At 61.1% G+C, this 21,889-nt stretch carries 16 protein-coding genes and 1 tRNA gene; 5 read left to right on the forward strand and 12 right to left on the reverse strand.

The window, feature by feature from the left end; translation table 11 throughout:
- Nucleotides 1-106: 106 nt before the first annotated feature.
- The 7 genes from lon to VNS12_RS12435 all read right to left on the reverse strand — a co-directional run bounded on the left by lon (nt 107) and on the right by VNS12_RS12435 (nt 8,573).
- A complete protein-coding gene (lon, locus tag VNS12_RS12405; RefSeq protein ID WP_325488154.1) occupies nt 107-2,530 on the reverse strand; it encodes an endopeptidase La in 2,424 nt (807 codons plus the stop codon).
- 328 nt (nt 2,531-2,858) lie between these two features.
- Nucleotides 2,859-4,136 carry an ATP-dependent Clp protease ATP-binding subunit ClpX gene (gene clpX, locus VNS12_RS12410; RefSeq protein ID WP_325488155.1) on the reverse strand — a complete coding sequence of 426 codons (1,278 nt, stop codon included), beginning with the start codon at nt 4,134-4,136 and terminating at the stop codon, nt 2,859-2,861.
- Nucleotides 4,137-4,311: 175 nt separating this feature from the next.
- On the reverse strand, nt 4,312-4,941 hold the full coding sequence (locus VNS12_RS12415; RefSeq protein ID WP_325488156.1) for an ATP-dependent Clp protease proteolytic subunit: 630 nt from the start codon (nt 4,939-4,941) through the stop codon (nt 4,312-4,314).
- 161 nt (nt 4,942-5,102) lie between these two features.
- On the reverse strand, nt 5,103-5,330 hold the full coding sequence (locus VNS12_RS12420; protein WP_325488157.1) for a hypothetical protein: 228 nt from the start codon (nt 5,328-5,330) through the stop codon (nt 5,103-5,105).
- A 95-nt stretch (nt 5,331-5,425) separates the two neighbouring features.
- Nucleotides 5,426-6,895: an NAD(P)H-hydrate dehydratase gene (locus tag VNS12_RS12425; RefSeq protein ID WP_325488158.1), complete on the reverse strand. Its 1,470-nt coding sequence runs from the start codon at nt 6,893-6,895 to the stop codon at nt 5,426-5,428.
- Between the two features lie 123 nt (nt 6,896-7,018).
- Complete coding sequence (gene tig / locus VNS12_RS12430; RefSeq protein WP_325488159.1) at nt 7,019-8,407, reverse strand: trigger factor; 1,389 nt, start codon at nt 8,405-8,407, stop codon at nt 7,019-7,021.
- An 81-nt stretch (nt 8,408-8,488) separates the two neighbouring features.
- A tRNA-Leu gene (locus tag VNS12_RS12435) sits at nt 8,489-8,573 on the reverse strand.
- A 336-nt stretch (nt 8,574-8,909) separates the two neighbouring features.
- On the opposite strand from VNS12_RS12435, the gene VNS12_RS12440 reads away from it, so the two are divergent.
- The 3 genes from VNS12_RS12440 (at nt 8,910) to VNS12_RS12450 (ending at nt 11,851) form a co-directional block, all read left to right on the forward strand.
- On the forward strand, nt 8,910-9,248 hold the full coding sequence (locus tag VNS12_RS12440; protein ID WP_325488160.1) for a P-II family nitrogen regulator: 339 nt from the start codon (nt 8,910-8,912) through the stop codon (nt 9,246-9,248).
- 35 nt (nt 9,249-9,283) lie between these two features.
- The gene (gene glnA / locus VNS12_RS12445) at nt 9,284-10,693 is read left to right on the forward strand and encodes a type I glutamate--ammonia ligase (RefSeq protein ID WP_325488161.1); all 1,410 of its coding nucleotides are present in this window, start codon (nt 9,284-9,286) and stop codon (nt 10,691-10,693) included.
- Nucleotides 10,694-10,804: 111 nt separating this feature from the next.
- Nucleotides 10,805-11,851 (forward strand): serine hydrolase domain-containing protein, encoded by a 1,047-nt coding sequence (locus tag VNS12_RS12450; protein ID WP_325488162.1) that lies wholly within the window; start codon nt 10,805-10,807, stop codon nt 11,849-11,851.
- Between the two features lie 72 nt (nt 11,852-11,923).
- Here the strand turns inward: VNS12_RS12450 and VNS12_RS12455 are convergent, their stop codons facing one another.
- The gene (locus tag VNS12_RS12455) at nt 11,924-12,817 is read right to left on the reverse strand and encodes a sulfotransferase domain-containing protein (protein ID WP_325488163.1); all 894 of its coding nucleotides are present in this window, start codon (nt 12,815-12,817) and stop codon (nt 11,924-11,926) included.
- Nucleotides 12,818-13,330: 513 nt separating this feature from the next.
- Between VNS12_RS12455 and parE the strand changes: the two genes are divergently transcribed.
- A complete protein-coding gene (parE, locus tag VNS12_RS12460) occupies nt 13,331-15,343 on the forward strand; it encodes a DNA topoisomerase IV subunit B (RefSeq protein WP_325488164.1) in 2,013 nt (670 codons plus the stop codon).
- Nucleotides 15,344-15,645: 302 nt separating this feature from the next.
- Nucleotides 15,646-17,040, forward strand: a complete 1,395-nt coding sequence (locus VNS12_RS12465; protein ID WP_325488165.1) for a DEAD/DEAH box helicase — start codon at nt 15,646-15,648, stop codon at nt 17,038-17,040.
- 96 nt (nt 17,041-17,136) lie between these two features.
- Here the strand turns inward: VNS12_RS12465 and hflX are convergent, their stop codons facing one another.
- The 4 genes from hflX to trkA form a co-directional block, all read right to left on the reverse strand.
- Nucleotides 17,137-18,486, reverse strand: coding sequence for a GTPase HflX (gene hflX, locus VNS12_RS12470; protein WP_325488166.1), 1,350 nt, complete (start codon nt 18,484-18,486; stop codon nt 17,137-17,139).
- The gene (gene hfq, locus VNS12_RS12475; RefSeq protein ID WP_325488167.1) at nt 18,483-18,728 is read right to left on the reverse strand and encodes an RNA chaperone Hfq; all 246 of its coding nucleotides are present in this window, start codon (nt 18,726-18,728) and stop codon (nt 18,483-18,485) included. Before hfq ends, hflX begins: the two co-directional genes overlap by 4 nt.
- Before the next feature lie 234 nt (nt 18,729-18,962).
- A complete protein-coding gene (locus VNS12_RS12480) occupies nt 18,963-20,396 on the reverse strand; it encodes a potassium transporter TrkG (protein WP_325488168.1) in 1,434 nt (477 codons plus the stop codon).
- A 46-nt stretch (nt 20,397-20,442) separates the two neighbouring features.
- Nucleotides 20,443-21,819, reverse strand: coding sequence for a Trk system potassium transporter TrkA (gene trkA, locus VNS12_RS12485; RefSeq protein WP_325488169.1), 1,377 nt, complete (start codon nt 21,817-21,819; stop codon nt 20,443-20,445).
- Nucleotides 21,820-21,889 lie beyond the last annotated feature (70 nt).

Genomic DNA, 21,889 nt, shown 5'->3' on the forward strand with positions numbered 1-21,889 from the left:
AAAAAGAACGGCGCCCGGAGAGGACGCCGTTCCCGATTGTTCCGGGGCATTTCAGTGTTCAAGCAAAACCGCTGAAATGCCCCGGCTTTCGTCGTGTCGCGCGCGATCAGTGAGCCACGATCGCGCCGGCCTCGCCTTCGGGGGCCGGAACCGGCTTGGCGTCCTCGTCGAACGACCACTCGATGGCGACGGGCTGTTCGAGCAGGGCATGCTCAAGCACCTCACCCATCCGGCTGACAGGCACGATTTCCAGGCCTTCCTTGACGTTATCCGGGATCTCCTTGAGATCGCGGACGTTTTCCTCAGGGATCAGCACCTTCTTGATGCCGCCACGCAGGGCGGCAAGCAGCTTCTCCTTGAGGCCGCCGATCGGCAGCACCCTGCCCCGCAGGGTGATTTCGCCGGTCATGGCGACGTCATGGCGCACCGGAATACCCGTCATCACCGAAACGATGGCCGTTGCCATCGCGATGCCGGCCGAGGGACCATCCTTGGGGGTTGCCCCTTCCGGAACGTGCACGTGGATATCGCGCTTGTCGAACAGCGGCGGCTTGATGCCGTATTCGAGCGCCCGGGCCCGCACATAGGTCGCGGCAGCCGAGATCGACTCCTTCATCACGTCCTTGAGGTTCCCGGTCACGGTCATCTTGCCCTTGCCCGGGCTCATGATGCCCTCGATGGTCAGCAATTCGCCACCCACCGATGTCCAGGCCAACCCGGTCACCACGCCAACCTGCGGTTCGGCATCGATTTCGCCGTAGCGGAAGCGCGGGGCGCCGAGATATTCCTCGACGATCTCCGGGGTCACCACGATCTTCTTCTTGCCGGTCAGCAGGATATCCTTGACCGCCTTGCGCATCAGGTTGGCGATCTCACGCTTGAGGCTCCGCACGCCCGCTTCACGGGTGTAGCGCCGAGTCAAAAGGTGCAGGCTCTCGTCAGGCAACTCGAACTCTTCAGGGCGCAATCCATGCTCCTTGAAGCTTTCGGGAATGAGGTGACGGCGGGCGATTTCCCACTTTTCCTCGTCCGTGTAACCCGACAGCCGGATGATCTCCATCCGATCGAGCAAGGGGCCCGGGATGTTGAGCGTATTCGCCGTCGTCACGAACATCACGTCCGAGAGGTCGAAATCGACTTCGAGGTAATGATCGTTGAACGCCGAGTTCTGCTCGGGATCGAGCACTTCGAGCAGTGCCGAAGACGGATCGCCCCGGAAGTCCTGGCCCATCTTGTCGATCTCGTCGAGCAGGAACAGCGGATTGGCCTTCCCTGCCTTCTTGAGCGACTGGATCACCTTGCCGGGCATGGACCCGATATAGGTCCGCCGGTGGCCACGGATTTCCGCTTCATCGCGCACGCCGCCCAGCGACATGCGGATGTACTCGCGCCCCGTCGCCTTGGCGATCGAACGCGCCAGCGAGGTCTTGCCGACGCCCGGGGGGCCGACAAGGCACAGGATGGGGCCCTTTAGCTTGCCGGTCCGGCTCTGCACCGCGAGATACTCGATGATGCGTTCCTTGACCTTGTCGAGGCCGTAGTGATCGGAATCGAGCACGTTCTCGGCGAACTTGAGGTCGCGCTTGACCTTGCTCTTCTTGCCCCAGGGCACGTTGAGCAGCCAGTCGAGATAGTTGCGCACCACAGTCGCTTCAGCCGACATCGGGCTCATCTGCTTGAGCTTTTTCATCTCGGCGTCGGCCTTCTGCCGCGCTTCCTTGGAGAGCTTGGTCTTGGCGATGCGCTCTTCGAGCTCCTGGAGCTCGTTGGCACCGTCCTCGCCGTCGCCCAGCTCGCGCTGGATCGCCTTCATCTGCTCGTTGAGGTAATATTCGCGCTGGGTCTTTTCCATCTGGCGCTTGACCCGGCTGCGAATGCGCCGCTCAACCTGCAAAACCCCGATTTCGCCTTCCATCAGGCCGAGCACTCTTTCCAGCCGCGCGGTCACGCCCGGCGTGGCGAGAATGTCCTGCTTGTCCTGAATCTTGACGGCCAAATGGCTGGCAATGGTATCGGCAAGCTTGGAGTGATCCTCGATCTGGACGACCGCGGCCACGACCTCGGACGAGATCTTCTTGTTGAGCTTGACGTAGTTTTCGAACTCGGTGACCGCCGAGCGCGACAGGGCCTCCGCCTCGACGGCGTCATGGCCCTCGATCGGCAGCACATCGGCCTGCGCTTCGAAATAGTTCTCGGTCTGCACGTAATTGTCGATCCGGGCGCGATGCAGCCCTTCGACCAGCACCTTGACCGTGCCATCCGGCAGCTTGAGCAGCTGGAGAACGGTCGCAATGGTGCCGATCTCATAGATGCCTTCAGGCTCCGGGTCGTCTTCCTGGGCATTCTTCTGGGTCACGACCAGAATGTGCTTATCCTCGCGCATGACCTCTTCGAGCGCGCGCACCGATTTCTCGCGTCCCACGAAGAGCGGCACGATCATCGAGGGGAACACCACGATGTCGCGCAACGGCAGGACGGGATAAACCTTTTCGCGGTCGAACTCAACTGCGGTGGGTTGGGTATCGGACATGGACTACTATCCTTTCGCCGCTGCCGGCCAGGGAGGGAGAAAGCCGGCAACAAGTAGGGTCTTGCGGTTCAGTGTGCGCCTCACCCGTTAGGGATTGGCTAACCGAACCGACTCTTTGTCTCTTAAGATAGGGCAACCGCGCGCGTTCACAAGTTCAGCGCCAACAAATTCCCGCTTGCCCACCACATTGCGGGCATGCACGGCACGCATTGTTGCGTCATACGGACAATTCCGGAGGGTTTTCCGTCCCGGAACCGTTCTCGCCAGCCACGAAAAAGGCCCGAACGTGCGTCGGGCCTTTTCCAGCATATCCTTAGGTACGGCGCGCTCAGGCGCCGGACTTCATGTCTTCCTTGGCACGCTCGGCATAGATGTAGAGCGGACGCACGTCCTTGTTCTCCACCACGTCCTGGCTGATCACCACCTCTTCCACGCCATCGAGCGAGGGCAGGTCGTACATGGTGTCGAGCAGGATGGCTTCCATGATCGAGCGCAGGCCGCGTGCGCCGGTCTTGCGGGCGATAGCCTGACGGGCGATGGCCTTGAGTGCATCCTCGTGGAAGCTGAGCTGCACGTCTTCCATCTCGAACAGCCGCTGATACTGACGCACCAGGGCGTTCTTGGGCTCCGAAAGGATTTGCACCAGCGCGTCCTCGTCGAGGTCTTCGAGCGTCGCGATCACCGGCAGGCGGCCGATGAACTCGGGGATCAGGCCAAACCGGACCATGTCCTCGGGCTCGACTTCGCTCAGCACGTCGCCAACCCGGCGATCGAGCAAATCCTTGACTTCGGCGGTAAAGCCGATGGACGAGCCTTCGCCACGGGCCGAGATCACCTTTTCAAGTCCGGCAAACGCCCCGCCACAGATGAACAGGATGTTGGTCGTGTCCACCTGCAGGAATTCCTGCTGCGGATGCTTGCGCCCGCCCTGGGGCGGTACTGAGGCAACCGTGCCTTCCATGATCTTGAGCAGGGCCTGCTGCACGCCCTCGCCCGATACATCACGGGTGATCGAGGGGTTGTCGGACTTGCGCGAGATCTTGTCGACCTCGTCGATATAGACGATGCCGCGCTGGGCCTTGTCGACGTTATAGTCGGCAGCCTGAAGCAGCTTGAGGATGATGTTTTCTACATCCTCACCTACATAGCCCGCCTCGGTCAGCGTGGTCGCATCGGCCATGGTGAACGGCACGTCGAGAATGCGGGCCAGGGTCTGGGCCAAAAGAGTCTTGCCGCAACCGGTGGGGCCGATCAGCAGGATATTGGACTTGGACAGTTCCACATCCTGGTTCTTGGCTGCGTGGTGCAGGCGCTTGTAATGGTTGTGCACGGCGACCGAGAGCACCCGCTTGGCGCTCCGCTGGCCGATCACGTAATCATCGAGCACCTTGCAGATGTCGGCCGGGCTGGGCACGCCATCTGCGGACTTGACCATCGAGGTTTTGGATTCCTCACGGATGATGTCCATGCACAGCTCTACGCATTCATCGCAGATGAATACGGTTGGTCCGGCGATCAGCTTGCGGACTTCGTGTTGGGACTTCCCGCAGAACGAACAGTAAAGCGTGTTCTTGGAGGTGTCGCCGCTCGAATTTTCCTTGGACATCTAGCAACTCCAGAAGCGTTGCAAACGCTTGATTCAGTTTCGCCGGACTTTGACGATATCCGACGGTGCGTGAACAATCAGTAATTCACACCATGACCATAAAGGTCGATGAACGGGGGCGCAATCAGCTCGCATGAACCGCTTGCCCCCCAATTCCGGGGCCGGCAGACGGGGATCAGGCCCCGGTGTCCGGCACGACCCTCTTTTCATGAACATGGTCGATAAGCCCCAGTTCCCGGGCTTCTTCGGGCGAAAGGAACTTGTCGCGTTCAAGCAGGTCTTCCACCTGTTGATAATCCATGCCCGTGTGCTTCACGTATATTTCATTGAGCCGGCGCTTGAGGCTTTCGGCCTCACGGGCGTGAATCAGGATGTCGGTCACCTGGCCCTGATAGCCGCCCGAGGGCTGGTGCACCATTACCCGCGCGTTGGGCAGGCATCCGCGCATGTCCTTGTCGCCAGCCGTGAGCAGGAGCGACCCCATGGAGGCCGCCTGCCCCAGACACAGCGTCTGCACCTTGGGACGGATGAACTGCATGGTGTCGTAGATCGACAGGCCAGCCGTCACCACGCCACCGGGCGAGTTGATGTACATGGCGATTTCCTTCTTCGGATTTTCCGATTCCAGAAACAGCAGCTGTGCCACGATCACCGACGCCATGTTGTCCTCGACAACGCCGGTCACGAAAATGATTCGCTCGCGCAGCAGGCGCGAGTAGATATCGAAGGCGCGTTCTCCGCGGTTCGACTGCTCGACCACCATCGGCACAAGCGTGTTCATGTAAAGATCGACGGGATCTCGCATATGGGTAACTCCCCGGGGGACAGAATCGGCATTGCTGCCAGTGCAGACGATTGCTGCTTAATGGGCGGTAAACGGTCACATAGGCTTGGCTGGGATCGACTTCAATAGCAACCCTGGCGTGGCCTAATTATGACGCATGCTTAACGGCTGGCGCCCGGCCCCTAGACGAAGCTGACGGCCACGCCTTTCTTGCGGAAATACGATTGCATCAGCTTGCGGCCCTGCCGGTTGGGCTGCGCCAGTTTCGCGGTTTCAAACACTGCTTCGCTGACCCCCTCGCCCGCCATGGCCGTCTTGAGTTCGGCAATGCGCAGGTCCAGATCTTCGTTGTCGTTCTGAATCGCGGTATAAATGGCGTCGATGGCCTGGGGAACGGTGATATCGCTCACGATGGGTGCCCTCCGAAATGGTCAGGCCCTTCCCTAAACAATTTTCCGGGCAGCACAAGCCTTCACCAAAGCGCAGCGCGGCTGTCTCTGTCGATCTAATCGTGGACGATGTCGCTCAACACCTCGGGGATCAGTGGCGGCAGGTCCTCTGCGGTCATCCCCCGTTTGCCGAAGACTTCCGCTGCCCGTCCGTGGAGGAACGCCCCCGCCGCCGCCGCATCGAACCCGCCCATTCCCTGCGCCAGCAGCCCCCCGATCAGCCCGGCCAGCACATCGCCGGACCCGGCTGTCGCCAGCAATGGCGTTCCGGTCGTATTGATCACCGCCCGTCCGTCCGGTCTGGCGATCACCGTATCGGAGCCCTTGAGCAGCACCACCGCGCCCGAGCGTCTAGCCGCTTCGATCGCCATATCCGTCTTGGCGCCGCCGATCGCGCCGAACAGCCGCCGGAACTCGCCCCCATGGGGTGTGAGCACCACCGATAGCGGCTGACGCCTGCGGATCGCCGAAAACAAATCGTCCGGATTCCCCTCAAAACTGGTCAGCGCATCGGCATCGAGAACGAGACGCGCCCGACTTTCCAGCGCCACCAGGACTTTTTCCCTCGTTGCGTCCCCAACCCCTGCTCCCGGCCCGATGACCAAGGCGTTTTTCCGTTCGTCTTCGAGCAGCGCTGCAAGCTGGTTGGCGTCCGCGGCTTCGGCCAGCATGATGGCGGTGACATGCGCTGCGTGGACGCCCAGCGCTACCCGGTCACCAGCCAGCGTGACCAGCCCGGCCCCCACCCTCGCCGCCCCCATGGCGGCCAATCGTGCCGCGCCGGTGTGCAGCGCGTCGCCAGAGACCACCACACAATGCCCTGCATCGAATTTATGCCCATCGGGCTTGCGCTCCGGCAATTGCCACAGGCGGGGATCGTTCTCGAACAGCTCGATCCCGATCTCATCGAGCACCGTGTCGGGAATGCCGATATCTGCGAGCAGAACCACTCCGCACAGCCCCGCACCCGGATAGAGCAGATGTCCCGGCTTGTGGCGGAAGAAGGTGACCGTGAGATCCGCCTTGACCGCAGCTCCTGATATCGCGCCGCTGGCTCCATCCACGCCGCTGGGGATATCCACGGCCACCACCTGCGCGTCGCTGGCATTGATGGCGTCGATCACCTCGGCCAGTTCGCCCTCGATGCCGCGCGACAGGCCCGCCCCGAACAGCGCATCGACGATGATCCCGAAGCCCGAACATATGTCAGGGCTCAGCGGCTCCACCGGCCCGCGCCACATGCGCGCCATGATCGCCGCATCGCCGTGCAGATCGGCCTTGCTGCCCGCAAGCCCCAGCCGCACCGGCCATCCCCTGTCGGACAGCAATCGTGCCACGACAAACCCATCGCCACCATTGTTGCCCGGCCCGCACAACACCAGCACCGGTTGCAATACGAAGCGCTGGGCAATCTCATAGGCAACCGCCTGCCCCGCGTTTTCCATGAGCGACAACGAAGCCACCCCGGCGTCGATCGCCAGCCGGTCGGCCTGCCCCATCTGCTTTGGGGTCAACAGATCCTGCACCCGTAAACTCCCGATTTCCTGAGCGCCCCCACGGCCCGGCAACGAAAAAGGGCCCCGCAAGCGGAGCCCTTGTTCATTGTGCGAGTTCTGTGTCGATAACGTGGCCGTGATCGGCCCGCGCGATCAGTGTGCGTGATCGTTGTCGATATCGAAACCGTCTTCGCCTTCGCGAACCAGCTTGGCCAGTTCGTCGCGGGCGATGGTCTTATCAGTCACATCAGCCAGTTCGACGATGAAATCGATGACCTTGTTTTCAAAGATCGGCGCGCGCAGTCCGGCCAGCGCCTGCTGGTTCTTGCGGTAGAAGTCGTACACTTCCTGCTCCTGGCCCGGGAAGCGGCGGACTTCGGCGATCAGCGCCTGCTGGTGCTCTTCGTCGCTGACGGTGATCTCGTTGACGTTGCCGATTTCAGCAACCACGAGGCCGAGACGCACGCGGCGCTCTGCGATCTTCTGGTATTCCTCGCGAGCCTTGTCCTCGGTCGTGCCCTCGGATTCGAACGTCTTGCCGTGATGCTCGACCTCATGCTTGACGCGATTCCAGATAGCGTTGAACTCGGCTTCGACCAGCTTTTCCGGCACGTCGAACTTGTGGCCTTCGTCCAGCGCATCGAGCACGAGGCGCTTCACGCGCTGCTGGGACAGGCTCTTGTTCTGGGCTTCGATCTGGTCCCGGATCGCCTTTTTCAGGGCTGCCAGGTCTTCGAGGCCGAGCGTCTTGGCAAATTCGTCGTTGAGTTCGACATCGGCCTTGGGGCCATCGACGTGCAGGATCGTCACTTCGAACTGTGCCTTCTTGCCGGCCAGTTCAGCATTCTGATAATCTTCGGGGAACGTGACTTCTACGGTCTTTTCCTCGCCCTTCTTCAGGCCGACAAGGCCCTCTTCGAAGCCGGGAATGAACTGGCCCGACCCCACAACGATGTGGGTATGCTCTGCCGAGCCGCCATCGAACGGTTCGCCGTCGATCTTGCCGACGAAGGACAGGCCGACATTGTCGCCATCTTCCACGACGCCTGCGTCGCCTTTATCCTCGTAGCCGCGGTTCTGCTTGAAGAACTTTTCGACTTCCTCATCCACCTGCGCGTCGGTCACCTCGACCACCGGCTTTTCGATCTTGATGGACTTGAAATCCATCAGTTCGACCGGCGGGAGCACTTCATAGGACACCGAGAACGCGAGATCGGTTTCGCCGTCCAGAACCCGGTTGATGACGGCCTGGTCTTCCGAAAGATCGATTTCCGGCTGGGCAGCGGCCTTTTCCGAACGCTCTTCGAGGGTCTTGGAAACGGTATCGTTGATCGAATCCTGGAGCACTTCGCTCATCAGCGAGCGGCCGTACACCTTCTTGAGGTGCGAGGTCGGCACCTTGCCCGGACGGAAGCCCTTGAGCTGTACCTGGCCCCGAACTTCGTCGAGCTTCTCGTCGAGGCGCGATGCGAGCACCGTCGCCGGAATGACCACATCGAGCTTGCGGCGCAGCCCTTCGTTCAGAGTTTCAGTAACGTTCATTTCTGTTCGATCCCGTATTTGGATTCCGCCGGCGGCAAGCCGGTGCGTTTGACACTTTCGAAAAGGCCGAGCGATCGAGGCTGGTGCGGGTGAGAGGAGTCGAACCTCCACGCCTTGCGGCGCTGGAACCTAAATCCAGTGCGTCTGCCAGTTCCGCCACACCCGCGCGCCTCGTGCGCCGGGCGCCGAGTTGGAACGCGGTCTAGCCCAAGATCGGTTTCCAGTCAAAGGCTCATTGACCGGCCCCACATGAGTTTGCGCTCAGTCCAGTGGTGCCCAGGCGTCAGGACGGGCCATCGCCCGTAGTCCTTTTCGCACCATTTGCCGGTCATTTTCCATGCGTAGTGCCTAAAAATAAGGCACACGCCGACCTAGCTCTTGAGAGAAAACCTTCACTATCCGCTCTATCCAATTGAATTATAACTTCTTTTATTTGGCGCAATCATCTGGCACGGCGTATGCTTTCCTTAACGCGCAGCCCGGCAATCAGGAGACATGGGACGTGAAGAAAATCGAGGCCATCGTAAAACCTTTCAAGCTCGATGAGGTCAAGGAGGCCCTGCAAGAGGTTGGCCTGCAAGGCATCACCGTTACCGAGGCCAAGGGATTCGGGCGTCAGAAGGGCCATACCGAGCTCTATCGGGGCGCCGAATATGTGGTCGATTTCCTGCCCAAGGTCAAAGTCGAGGTCGTGGTTCCCGATCAGCTGGCCGACAAGGCTATCGAAGCGATCCGCAATGCCGCCCAGACCGGACGCATCGGCGATGGCAAAATTTTTGTCTCGACGGTCGAACAGGCAATCCGCATCCGCACCGGCGAAAGCGGCGACGCCGCCCTTTAACCGCACACACCAACACCAGACATTTGGAAACTTCCATGAGTTCAGCAAGCGACCTGATCAAGCGGATCGGGGATGAAGGCATCAAATATGTGGACCTGCGGTTCACCGATCTGCGCGGCAAGCTCCAGCACGTCACAATGGACGCCTCCGTGGTTGATGCCGATCTGTTCGAAGAAGGGGTGATGTTCGACGGGTCCTCGATCGCCGGCTGGAAGGCGATCAACGAAAGCGACATGGTGCTCATGCCCGATCTGGCATCGGCCTATATGGACCCGTTCTTTTCCGCCCCAACCCTGTGCATCAACTGCGATATTCTCGAACCGGCCACCTATCAGCCCTACAACCGCGATCCGCGCTCGATTGCCAAAAAGGCCGAGGCCTATGTGGCCACCGCCGGCATCGGTGACAGCGTCGTGTTCGGTCCGGAACCGGAATTTTTCCTGTTCGACGATGTCCGCTATTCCACCTCCACCTATTCGGTGGGCTTCGAGGTCGAGGCGGGCGAACTCATCACCAGTTCTTCCGCCCATTATGAAGGCGGCAATAACGGCCACCACATCGGGCTCAAGAAGGGGTATTTTCCGGTCCCGCCTCTCGACAGCGCGCAGGATATCCGTGGGGAAATGCTCGAAGCCCTGGCTTCGATGGGCGTCGTTGTTGAAAAGCACCACCACGAAGTGGCCTCGGCCCAGCACGAACTCGGCATCAAGTTTGCGCCCATGATCGAGGCCGCCGACCATGTGTTGCTGTATAAATACGGCGTGCAGCAGGTCGCCCAGTCCTATGGCAAGACGGCCACTTTCATGCCCAAGCCGGTCTATGGCGACAACGGATCAGGCATGCACTGCCACCAGTCGATCTGGAAAGGCGGCAAGCCGCTGTTCGCCGGCGATGGCTATGCCGGTCTGTCGGAGACGTGCCTTTATTATATCGGCGGCATCATCCGCCACGCCCGCGCCATCAACGCCTTCACCAATCCGACCACCAATTCCTACAAGCGGCTGGTGCCAGGTTTCGAAGCCCCGGTCCTTTTGGCCTATTCGGCCCGCAACCGCTCCGCATCGTGCCGCATTCCGTTCGGGCAGTCGCCCAAATCCCGCCGCGTGGAAGTGCGCTTCCCCGATCCTCTTGCCAACCCATACCTCGCCTTCACGGCGTTGTTGATGGCAGGCCTCGATGGCATCCGTAACAAGATCCATCCGGGCGATCCGATGGACAAGGATCTGTACGAATTGCCCAAGGAAGAGCTGCGCGACATTCCCACCGTCGCCCTGTCGCTGCGCGAAGCGCTCGATAGCCTCGATGCGGATCGCGATTTCCTCAAGGCCGGCGGGGTCATGGATGATGATTTCATCGACGCTTACATTGCGCTCAAGATGGAAGAAGTCTCCAGGCTTGACCACACGCCGCACCCGGTCGAATACGAGATGTATTATTCCGCATAAGTCCCGTCTTATTAAACCTGCGACTTATTACGACAGGGGCCCTTCGGGGCCCTTGTTTTGTCGCGGTGTACCGCGATGTTAAAATGGTCTTCGACAGTGAAAGGCCGCCGCATGCGCACACCGACATCTTATCTTGTCGCCGCCCTTTTTACCGCTATCGGCACGCTGCCTATCGCCCCGATCCTGGCGTTGGAATCCTCCCGCCTGCACGAGATCGAAGCCATTCTCGACACAGCCGAAACGATTACCCCGCTGGAAACGGTCATTGTCTCCCTTGATGGCGAGATCATCGCCCAGCGCGGCTTTCACGGCCATTCGGTGTCCGAGCCCACCAACATCAAGTCGGCGTCAAAGCCCATCATCGGGGCAATGGTTGGTATTGCCATCGACAAGGGCTTACTCGAAGGGCCCGACCAGCCCATCGCCAGCCTGCTGTCCGATGCGTTTCCGCCCGATCCCGATCCCCGTCTCGATGCCATCACCGTCGGCCATTTGCTCTCCATGCAGGCCGGACTGGAAGGAACATCTGGCGACAATTACGGTCGCTGGGTGGCAAGCGACGATTGGGTGCGTTCTGCCCTCGCCCTGCCCTTTGCCGATGATCCCGGCGGCGCCATGATCTATTCCACCGGTTCCACCCACCTGCTCTCGGCCATTCTCACCCGGGTCGGCGGCGCATCCACGCTCGATCTGGCCCGCGACTGGTTTGTCGACCTGGACGGATTTGCCATCGCTGGCTGGCTGCAGGATCCGCAAGGCCTCTATCTGGGCGGCAATGAGATGGCGATGACGCCACTCTCGCTGCTGGCGTTTGGCGAATTGATCCGCAATGGCGGCAAAACCGGCGACGGCCAGCAGATCGTCCCCGGCGACTGGATCGAAACCTCGTTTGAGCCGCGCACCACCTCCCGCCTCACCCATGGCCCTTATGGCTATGGCTGGTTCCTGGGTAATTTCGGCGGCGAAGAGTTCGCGTACGGTTGGGGATATGGTGGCCAGATGCTCTATGTGGCCCGCGCTGCCGGACTGACCGTCGTAATGACCTCAGACCCCACCAGCCCTTCGGACGGCAATGGCCACCGTGAACGCCTCAACGCCTTGCTGGCCGACATCGTAAAAGCAGTCAGCCCACCCGTTTCTGGAGCCGCTGATTTGTAATCAGAGGCTCCAGTTCATTGCTTTGTCGCGTTTCCGAAGCGAACAACCGGCTCCACTTGTTCTGGAAACGCTCTAGTTCGCGATTTTCGGTGCCATCTTGCGCGCCAGGATCAGCGCTGCCTCGCGGGTGATATCGGCATGGGCCAGCACCTTGTCGGTGAGATATCCATGCGCATCCATCTGCACCCCGTGCGCCTCGATGATCGCCCTTGCATGCACCGGCTTGAGGGTTTCGCGATAATCGCGCGCCGTGCGCTTGCCGCCAGCGGCCTTGTGGGTTTCTTCCAAAAGCCCGATCGCGTTGGCAATGCCCTTTTCATCCACCGGAATGCGCATATGCGCCGCCAGCGCCTTGAGTTCCCGCGGCCCCTGGGCGCGAAGGTCTTCAAAGCGGATGACATGGACTTCCGGCTGCCGCACGCCGGTCCAACTCGCAACGTTCTGGCTCCAGGACCCTTGCGGTTCGGACACATTGTGCACGCTCGACCGCACCCGCCGGTCCACCGTCATCATCGCCTCGATCACCCGCATGGGCTGCATGCCGGTGGCATCGATCAGCGATGCGGCCACATCGAGCGGATTGCGCACGATATAGACACCGCCGGAGCTCACGCTGGTGTTGAACGTGGGATGGCCATGGAACGTGCCGCGAATGGCGTGGGTCCGAATAACGGGGAATCCCTTGTGCTCGCTGGCAAGAAACTGATGCACCAGAGGCCGCGCTTCGGCGACCTCGGTCTCCCCCAGTTCCGAGGCGTCCTTGCCCGTCACTTCCTTATAGAAGCGGCCATGGGAATCGAGCGGAATGATATTGTCGATATTGCGCATATCGATGCGCTTTGGCGGGTTGGGCTGCGCCATCGCCACCATCAGGAAGATGGCGGAACGCACCCACCTGCTGCCCGAACGCGGATAGGAGGCGACGAAATAAAGGGGGCGGATCGGTTTTGCCTGTGGTTCGGACACGCACGGAACTCCAAAGGATGTTCCGAACTAGTTATCCGCCGTTGCGCGAGCACGCAACCGCTCACGGGCTCAAGCGAGGAAAAACAGGGTCACAAGCCCCGGCATGATGACAGCCTTGGGCAGGTAAAGGTGGGCAAGCCGGTACGCAGAACTTTTCAACCCGGCCTGCAGCCACCTGAACACTTCGTGCGCCATTCCTGACGCGTGATACGCAGCATCAGGCGAAGATTTCGCACGCATACGGCAACTCCAGACACATGAACCGTATGACTGAAATTTCTAGCTGAACTGACTTAAGAAAGTGCTGATGAGTGGCAAAGCCAAAGTAAATGCGCGCGGTTTTTCCTCCCTCTTGTGTCCCAAGATGAGAATGCCCCACCAACAGCCACTCGCGCTCCTGCGGCGTCAACCGTGTTGAAAAGCAGCGGAAACTGTGATGATTCAGCGGGCGCGGCAGACCATATGATAGTGTCAATTCATTCCTGATTCGCTTGCCGCGATATTTCGAGGCCCATGACCGACAACAACGATCTTTTTGGCGCCCCAGCGCCCCAGGCGGCTCCCGAGCCCCGCCCTGCGCCCCCTGCCCCCGCCACCACGGGCGGCGGGACCTACACGGCTGCCGATATCGAAGTTCTCGAAGGTCTCGAACCGGTCCGGCGTCGCCCCGGAATGTATATCGGGGGCACCGACGTCAATGCCCTGCACCACCTGTTTGCCGAAGTCATCGACAATGCGATGGACGAGGCGATCGGCGGCTATGCCACCCGCATCGAGGTACATCTGGGCGAAGACGGTTATGTCACCGTTGTCGATAACGGACGCGGTATCCCCGTGGGCACCCACCCCAAGCGCCCCAACCTGTCGGCGCTCGAAGTGATCATGACCACGCTTCACGCTGGCGGCAAATTCGATTCCAAGGCTTACGAGACCTCCGGCGGCCTGCACGGCGTCGGCGTCTCGGTGGTCAATGCGCTCACCGACGACCTGGTCGTCGAAGTCGCCATCGACCAGACCCTCTATCGCCAGACCTATTCGCGCGGCCATGCCACCTCGCAGCTGGAAAATCTTGGTCGGGTCAACAACAGGCGCGGCACCAGCATCCGCTTCCATCCCGATCCGCAGATTTTCGGCTCGTCGATCAAATTCGTGCCCGATCGCATCTTCCGCATGACCCGCGCCAAGGCCTATCTGTTCGGCGGCGTGGAAATCCGCTGGTCCTGCGATCCGTCGCTCGCCACCGAAGCGGTCCCGGCCAAGGCGACGTTCCATTTCCCCGGCGGCCTGCGCGATTTCATCGAACGCCGCATCGAGGGCAAGACCCGCATCATTGATGACGTGTTTTCCGGGCGCACCGGCAAATCCGGCGGCCATGGTTCCGTTGAATGGGCGATTTCGTGGTATCTGGGCGATTCCTTTACCACCTCCTATTGCAACACCGTGCCGACCCCCGAGGGCGGCACCCATGAATCCGGGTTGCGCACCGCCCTGTTGCGCGGGCTCAAGAATTACGCCGATCTGGTCGGCAACAAGCGCGCCTCCGCGATCACATCGGAAGACGTGCTGGGACATTGCGGCGCGATGTTGTCGGTGTTCATTCGCGAGCCCGAGTTCGTTGGCCAGACCAAGGATCGACTGGCCTCAGGCGAAGCGACCCGCATCGTCGACAATGCAATCCGCGACGCTTTCGATCACTGGCTGACCGCCTCGCCCAATCAGGCCAACAAGCTGCTCGAATGGACCATCGAGCGGGCCGAGGACCGGTTGCGGCGGCGCAAGGAAAAAGAGATCGACCGCAAGTCGGCCACCCGCAAGCTGCGCCTGCCTGGAAAGCTGGCAGATTGCAGCCAATCGGCTGCCGAGGGTGCGGAACTGTTCATCGTGGAAGGCGATAGCGCTGGCGGCAGCGCCAAGCAGGCGCGCGACCGCAAGAGCCAGGCCATTCTGCCGCTGCGCGGCAAGGTGCTCAACGTCGCCGGCGCCAGCCGCGACAAGCTCGCCGCCAACCAGCAGATCGCCGATCTGTTACAGGCGCTGGGCTGTGGCACCCGCGACAAATATCGCGAAGACGATCTGCGCTACGACAAGATCATCATCATGACCGACGCCGACGTGGACGGCGCTCATATCGCATCTTTGCTGATGACGTTCTTTTATCAGGAATTGCCGAAACTCATCGAGGACGGGCACCTCTATCTCGCCCTGCCCCCGCTCTATCGTCTGTCGCAGGGTGCCAAGACCGCCTACGCCATGGATGACGAGCACAAGGACAGATTGCTGGCGGAAGAGTTCACCGGTCGGGGCAAGGTCGAAATCACCCGCTTCAAGGGCCTTGGCGAAATGCCTCATGCGCACTTGAAAGAAACGACCATGAACCCCAAATCCCGGACATTGTTGCAGGTGCGCGTCGTCTCCGACCGCACCCAGACCAGCGACACGGTCGACCGGCTGATGGGCAACAAGCCTGAAGCCCGGTTCGAGTTCATTTCCGAAAATGCCTCATTTGTGACCGCTGTGGATGTCTGATCCGACAGGCTGCGACACCACGTTAATCTAGATGGCCAAATCAAGATTGACTTGAACTCAAGGTAGTTTATGGTCCCGCCCGTCAGAGGCCATACCCGTTTGACCGTACGTATTGTTGTACGGCATTGAGCTTGGAGCGTTTGCGGCGGTGTTTTTTATCACGTCTGCCGCGTCATAGTGCGTTAAGCGTCAGGTGTGGATGAAGTGTACCGATTTCCGCTGGCGACACATCGAAAAGGAATTGATCCGGGCTTCTCCCGTTGCTTCCTTGTTCTCTGATCCGAACATGATGGACATCCGATTTGACTGTTGAATTTTCCGAGCTGGGCTTGGGCGACAAAGTCACCGAAGCGGTGATCGCCGCCGGTTACACCCGGCCAACCGATATCCAGGCGCAGGCCATTCCCCACGTCCTTGAGAAAAAGGACCTGATCGGCATTGCCCAGACCGGAACCGGCAAGACCGCTTCGTTCGTCCTGCCGATGCTGACCTTGCTCGAAAAGGGTCGGGCCCGGGCGCGCATGCCGCGCACGCTGATCCTTGAGCCGACCCGCGAACTTGCCGCGCAGGTACACGAAAACTTTGAAAAATACGGCAAGAATCACCGTCTCACCGTCGCTTTGCTGATTGGTGGCGTGTCGTTCGAAGACCAGAACAAGAAGCTCGATCGCGGCGCTGACGTGCTGATCGCGACCCCGGGCCGCATGCTCGACCACTTCGAACGTGGACGTCTGCTGCTCACCGGCGTCGACATTCTTGTCATCGACGAGGCCGACCGCATGCTCGATATGGGCTTTATTCCCGATATCGAACGGATTTGCGGATTGCTGCCGGCGCGGCGGCAGACCCTGTTCTTTTCCGCGACGATGCCGCCGGAAATCCAGAAGCTCACCCAGCGCTTCCTGCACGATCCGGTCCGCGTCGAAGTCGCCCGGCAGAACTCGACCGCCGACACCATCGATCAGAAACTGCTTAAGGTCGGCAAGACGCCAGCTGAAAAGCGCGCCGCCCTGCGTGACCAGATTCGCGCCGCCAAGGATCTGCAAAACGCCATCGTCTTCTGCAATCGCAAGCGTGACGTGGCGATCGTCGCGCGCTCGCTCGAACGCCACGGCTTTTCAGCCGGCGCGCTGCATGGCGACATGGACCAGAAGTCGCGCATGGAAACCCTCGACAGCTTTCGCGCCGGTGCTTTGCCAATCCTCGTTGCGTCCGACGTTGCGGCGCGCGGGCTCGATATCCCGGCGGTCAGCCATGTGTTCAACTTCGATATTCCGACCCATGCGGAAGACTATGTGCACCGGATCGGGCGCACCGGTCGTGCCGGACGCTCGGGCTCCGCGATCACCCTGGTCGGGCCCGGCGAAAGCAAATATGTCGACGCCATCACCAAGCTGATCCAGCGCGACATCGAATGGCTGCCTTCGGGGTCAAAGCCCGCTGCTGCAGCTGCTCCTGCTCAGGATAGCGCTTCCGAAGAGCGCAACAGCCAGGCCCGTCAGAAGGACAAGCCCGCCAAGCAGCCCAACCCACAGCCGGCCAAAGCCAAGCCGGTTGCCAAGGCAGCTTCGGAGGAGCAGGCGCCGCGTCATCGCGAACGCCAGCGCCGCCACAGTGATGACGACACTCCGGTCAGCTTCAAGACCGAGGGTCACATCCCGGCCTTCCTGCTGCGCTCGACCGGCAAGCGCGTCTAGCGTTGTTTTCCCGCTGAACCATTCAAGAAAAAGGGGTCCGTTCTGCACGGACCCTTTTTTATATAAGCCACCACTTCTGTTGGTCGGCAAATCCGATCAGTTGCCGTCGAGGCCAGTAATCCGGCCAGCAAATTTTTCCAGAAACTCGGCACGGTGTCGGGGCAATATCCGCACGGTGAAGCGCGTGCCGGTCTCGTCGGGTTCGCTCCGCTCGATCACTTCGGCATTGGCGTATAGCCAGCCCGGCTCCGATCCGGCCTCGTGCGGCACCAGCACCGAGAACAGCCTTGCGTCCTGCGCCAGGGCCTTTTCGATCGCGGTGAGCAGTTCGGGGATGCCCTCTCCGGTGAGAGCCGAAACCGCAACGGCCCCTACCGTCTTGCCCATCGGCACGATCCCCGAAATCGCCGCCTTGCCGTCCTCGGACAGGTTGTCGATCTTGTTCCAGACCTCGATTATCGGCGTATTTTCTCCCGTTACGCCGAGATCGGCCAGCACCGCCAGCACGTCGGCCGCTTGCGCCGTGTGGTCGGGATTGGACACATCGCGTACATGCAAAATCACCTGGGCCTGGGTCACCTCTTCCAGCGTGCCGCGGAATGCGGCGATCAGGTCGGTGGGCAGGTCCGAGATGAACCCCACCGTATCCGAGAGGATGATATCGCGCCCGTGAGGCAGCGTTGCCCGGCGCACCGTGGTGTCCAGCGTTGCAAACAACAGGTCCTCGGCCATCACGTCAGATCCGGTAATGGCGTTGAAAAGGCTCGATTTACCGGCGTTGGTATAGCCTACAAGCGCCACCACCGGGAACGGCACCGCTGCGCGCGGTCCGCGCTGCAACTGGCGGGTGCGCCGCACTTTTTCGAGGCGGCGCTCCAGCGACAGGATACGATCCTGAATCTGGCGGCGGTCGGATTCGATCTGCGTTTCCCCCGGCCCGCCCAGAAATCCGCTCCCCCCGCGCTGGCGCTCAAGGTGCGTCCAGGAGCGCACGAGACGACCCTTCTGATAGTTGAGGTGGGCGAGTTCGACCTGCAACACGCCTTCGCGGGTAGCGGCGCGTTCCCCGAAAATTTCAAGGATCAGCCCGGTCCGGTCGAGGATTTTCACCCCGATCTCGCGTTCGAGGTTGCGCTGCTGGATCGGCGAGAGCGCGGCGTCAATCACCACCAGTTCGAGGTCGAGTTCCTCGGCCCATTCGGCGAGTTGAGCCACCTGCCCGCCGCCCAGATAGGTGGCCGGCCGGATTTCGCGTACGCGAAAAATTTCGGTGAACACCAGGTCGAGCGAGATGGCGGCCGCCAGCCCAATGAACTCGGCATGGCGCACGTCGGCGGGGCGGGAATAGCGGATGCTCTTGACGTCAGGCGTGACCAGCCCGGTGCGCGTTGGCGCAACGATACGGTCGATCAGGCCTTTTTCGTGTCCGTTACCGGTGTCGGTCAATCGGTGTTGCTCTCGGGGTCGAAAAGCTGGATCGGAGCGCCCGGCATGATCGTCGAAATCGCATGCTTATAGACAAGCTGGCTCTGGGCATCCCGGCGCAGCAGCAGACAGAAATTGTCGAACCAGGTGATCACACCCTGCAATTTCACGCCATTGACGAGGAATATCGTCACGGGAACCTTGTTCTTGCGGATGTGATTGAGAAAAGCATCCTGAAGGTTCTGCTGTCTTTCACTGGGCATTGTCCGGCCTCTTGTTTGCGTCGGGCTCAGCGTTGCGCGTCTGGCCCGATTATCTCGTTCCCCTGTGACACTTAGCATAGGGCCGCCCTGCCCCGATCACGCCGTGCCTGTCAAAGGCGTAAACTATGGCATATTCGCAAGGGAGCGCCTAGAGCACCTTCGGGAAATCTTTCAGTCTTTCAACGAAGTGCCCCGGTCTTTCAAAATCCGGTGTTAAAACGCGCTGGCCATGTGTCACCAGCGGTTGCCCGCCAGGGCCGCAAGCAGCACCAGGATTTCGATCCGCGCCACGGCCCCAAGTATGGCTATGGTGAGCAGGGTGGAACTGGAAACACCCCCATCCGCCAAATCCGGCGCCGCCGAAACCAGCACATTGCCCACCTGCGAGAACGCTCCCGTCGCAAGCGCCATGGCCGCTGGCAGTTCATACCCTTGCGCAGCAAAGATCTGAATGGCGATGGTGAGGGTCAGAACCGCCAGAAAAAACGCGCTCCACACCGCCTTGGCGATGGCCCGCTGCTCCTCATCATATTGCACATCATCGCGCAGCATGGCGTTGGGATAGACCAGCCGTTCGAGTTCATTGCCCACATGGCGCAGCATGGTCAAAAGGCTATAGGCCTTGATCCCCCCGGCGGTCGAATAGGAACAGCCCCCGATAAACACCACGATCAGGATCACTTCGAACGGAATCGACAGGCCCAGGCTGCGGTCATGGCTGATGCCGGTGGTGGTGGCGATCGAGACGATGTCGAACACATAGCGGAACGCTGTGTCCGCCAATCCGTGATCGTTGCGTGGTCCGAAAATCGCCGCCGCGATGGCCAGCGCGATCAACACTCCCAACGCCGTCAGATACAGTCGGCCCTCGGCGCTCTCGCGTGATTGCGTCCGGTCCCGGGCCAGCACCAGCTTGTGCCACACGATACTGGTCGCCCCCAGCACCATGAACACCAGCATCACCAGTTCGGCAGCCGGATTGGCGAGCACAGTCCCCTCGGCGGCTCCGGGGACGAACCCGTTGGTCGATATCATGCTCATGGCCGTGATCACCGCCGTATCGGCGGGCACCCGCATCACGATCAGCAGCACCGCACAGAGCACCGTCAGCCCAAGATACGGAGCGGCAATGGCCCGCAGGGTCGTGAGGATACGCGGATCGTCCTCGGTCTGCGCATGCTGGACGCGCCGCAGATTGGTGTTGGGCATGCCCCCCACCTGATAGGGCCCCAGTACATAGACAGCAAGCGCCAGGGTCATCAGGCCGCCGATCCAGGCTGTCGTCCCGCGATAGAACGCCATGGACGGCGCGATCTCGGCGGGCGGCACCAATGTGGTGCCCAGCGTGACCGCCGCCGAGCTGGCTTCAAACAGGGCCTCGATCGGCCCCTGCCCTTCAACCAGCATGAATACCGGCATGGCGGCAACGATCAGGCTGAGCCACACCACGATGGCAGCGGTGAAGACCCCGGCCCGATTGAGCGGCCGGGCGCGCGGGCTGAGCGCCAGAATGGCGGTGACGGACAGAAACCCATAGCCGAGCGCGATGAGAAACAGCGCTTCAAGCGCCGCGAAATTGCCCTCCAGCAGCGCCACCAGCAAGGGCAGCATCATCGAGAGCGCGAACACTCCCAACACCCCCGCCGCTAGCACCCCGATGGTCGGCAATGCCGAACCCCCTTTATTGAGCGTATCTTGCCGGAAACGCGCCTGATCAGAAAAAGTCGATGCTCACCCGGAACATCTGCTCGACCTGCCGCAGACTGGCGGCCAGAGCAAAGACGATGACGAAATCCCCGGCCCGGATCACCGTATCGCCGGTCGGCATGATCGGCTGGCTGCCACGCACGATGGCGCCGATCCTGATTCCGGGCGGCAGCTTGAACTCGCGCAGCGGCCTGCCCACCAGTGTCGAGGTTTCCAGCGCTTCCGCCTCAAGGATTTCCGCCGCGCCATTGGCGAGCGTATAGACCCCGCGAATGCGCCCGCGCCTCACATGGCGCAGCACCTTGGAAACGGTGATGGCGCGCGGGTTGACGAAGGCGTCCACGCCCAATCGCCGCGCCACGCGCGGGTAGTTGGTCTGATTGACCAGCGCAATATTGGCGCGGCACCCCATCTCGCTGGCGATTACCGATGAGAGGATGTTGGTCTTGTCGTCATTGGTGAGCCCCAGAAACATGTGCGCATCGCGGATATCGACTTCGCGCATGATGTCGCTGGCCATGGCATCGCCATACACCACGACGGCGCGCTTCAGCTCTTCAGCGGCTCTTTGGGCATTGTCGCGATTGCTTTCGACAAGCCGCACCGAAACCGATGGATCGGTTTCCTCGATCCGTCCGGCCACATAGCGCCCCACATGGCCTGCCCCGGCGATCACGATGCGCGATGGCGGGGCTTCGTCGCGTCCGAACAGGCCGAGCACGCGCTGCACCTGATCGCGCGATACCGCAACGATAGCCTGATCACCGGCAATCATCTGCTCGTGGGAGTGCAGCACCCGCATTTCCCCGTCGCGACGCACGCCCATCACGGTGGCGTCGAGGCCGGGAAACAGGTCGGTGAGGTGCCGCAAGGGCGTATCGATCACCGCGCAATCCTCGGTGACGTTGACCTCGATCACCAGAACCTTGCCGTCCTCGAACGAGATGATTTCATTGGCGCCGGGATAGGCCATGCGTTGCAGGATCAGTTCGCCCACTTCGATCTCGGGCGAGATGATCACATCGATGGGCAGGTGTTCGCGTGAAAACAGGGTGCTCCATTCGGGATCGAGATAGCTGCGCGAGCGGATACGGGCGATCCGCGTGGGCACCTCGAAAATCGCGTGAGCGATCTGGCAGGCCACCATGTTGACCTCATCCACCTGGGTCACGGCGATCAGCATGTCGGCATCATTGGCCCCGGCCTGCGCCAGCACTTCGGGATGCGAGCCGTGCCCATGCAGGCCTCTGGCATCGAGCGTATCGCGCACCCTCTGGACAAGCGCGGGATTGTGGTCGATGACCGTCACCTCATTGCCTTCAGCAGACAGGCGTTCGGCGATGCCGTATCCCACCTGTCCTGCTCCGCAGATAATGACTCTCATGGCATTGTCCCGCGTCCGACCCGGTTTTCAGTGTTATCACGCGCGACCGGCGACACGCCAGCGCCGGCCT

Source organism: Pelagibacterium sp., assembly GCF_035555455.1.
In the GTDB taxonomy this organism is placed as follows: Bacteria; Pseudomonadota; Alphaproteobacteria; order Rhizobiales; family Devosiaceae; genus Pelagibacterium.

Bases quoted from the DNA above. Each gene is read 5' to 3' on its own strand.
- lon (WP_325488154.1), bottom strand. From the start codon at position 2,530: ATGTCCGATACCCAACCCACCGCAGTTGAGTTCGACCGCGAAAAGGTT.
- clpX (WP_325488155.1), bottom strand. From the start codon at position 4,136: ATGTCCAAGGAAAATTCGAGCGGCGACACCTCCAAGAACACGCTTTAC.
- VNS12_RS12415 (WP_325488156.1), bottom strand. From the start codon at position 4,941: ATGCGAGATCCCGTCGATCTTTACATGAACACGCTTGTGCCGATGGTG.
- tig (WP_325488159.1), bottom strand. From the start codon at position 8,407: ATGAACGTTACTGAAACTCTGAACGAAGGGCTGCGCCGCAAGCTCGAT.
- glnA (WP_325488161.1), top strand. From the start codon at position 9,284: ATGAGTTCAGCAAGCGACCTGATCAAGCGGATCGGGGATGAAGGCATC.
- VNS12_RS12450 (WP_325488162.1), top strand. From the start codon at position 10,805: ATGCGCACACCGACATCTTATCTTGTCGCCGCCCTTTTTACCGCTATC.
- parE (WP_325488164.1), top strand. From the start codon at position 13,331: ATGACCGACAACAACGATCTTTTTGGCGCCCCAGCGCCCCAGGCGGCT.
- hfq (WP_325488167.1), bottom strand. From the start codon at position 18,728: ATGCCCAGTGAAAGACAGCAGAACCTTCAGGATGCTTTTCTCAATCAC.
- trkA (WP_325488169.1), bottom strand. From the start codon at position 21,819: ATGAGAGTCATTATCTGCGGAGCAGGACAGGTGGGATACGGCATCGCC.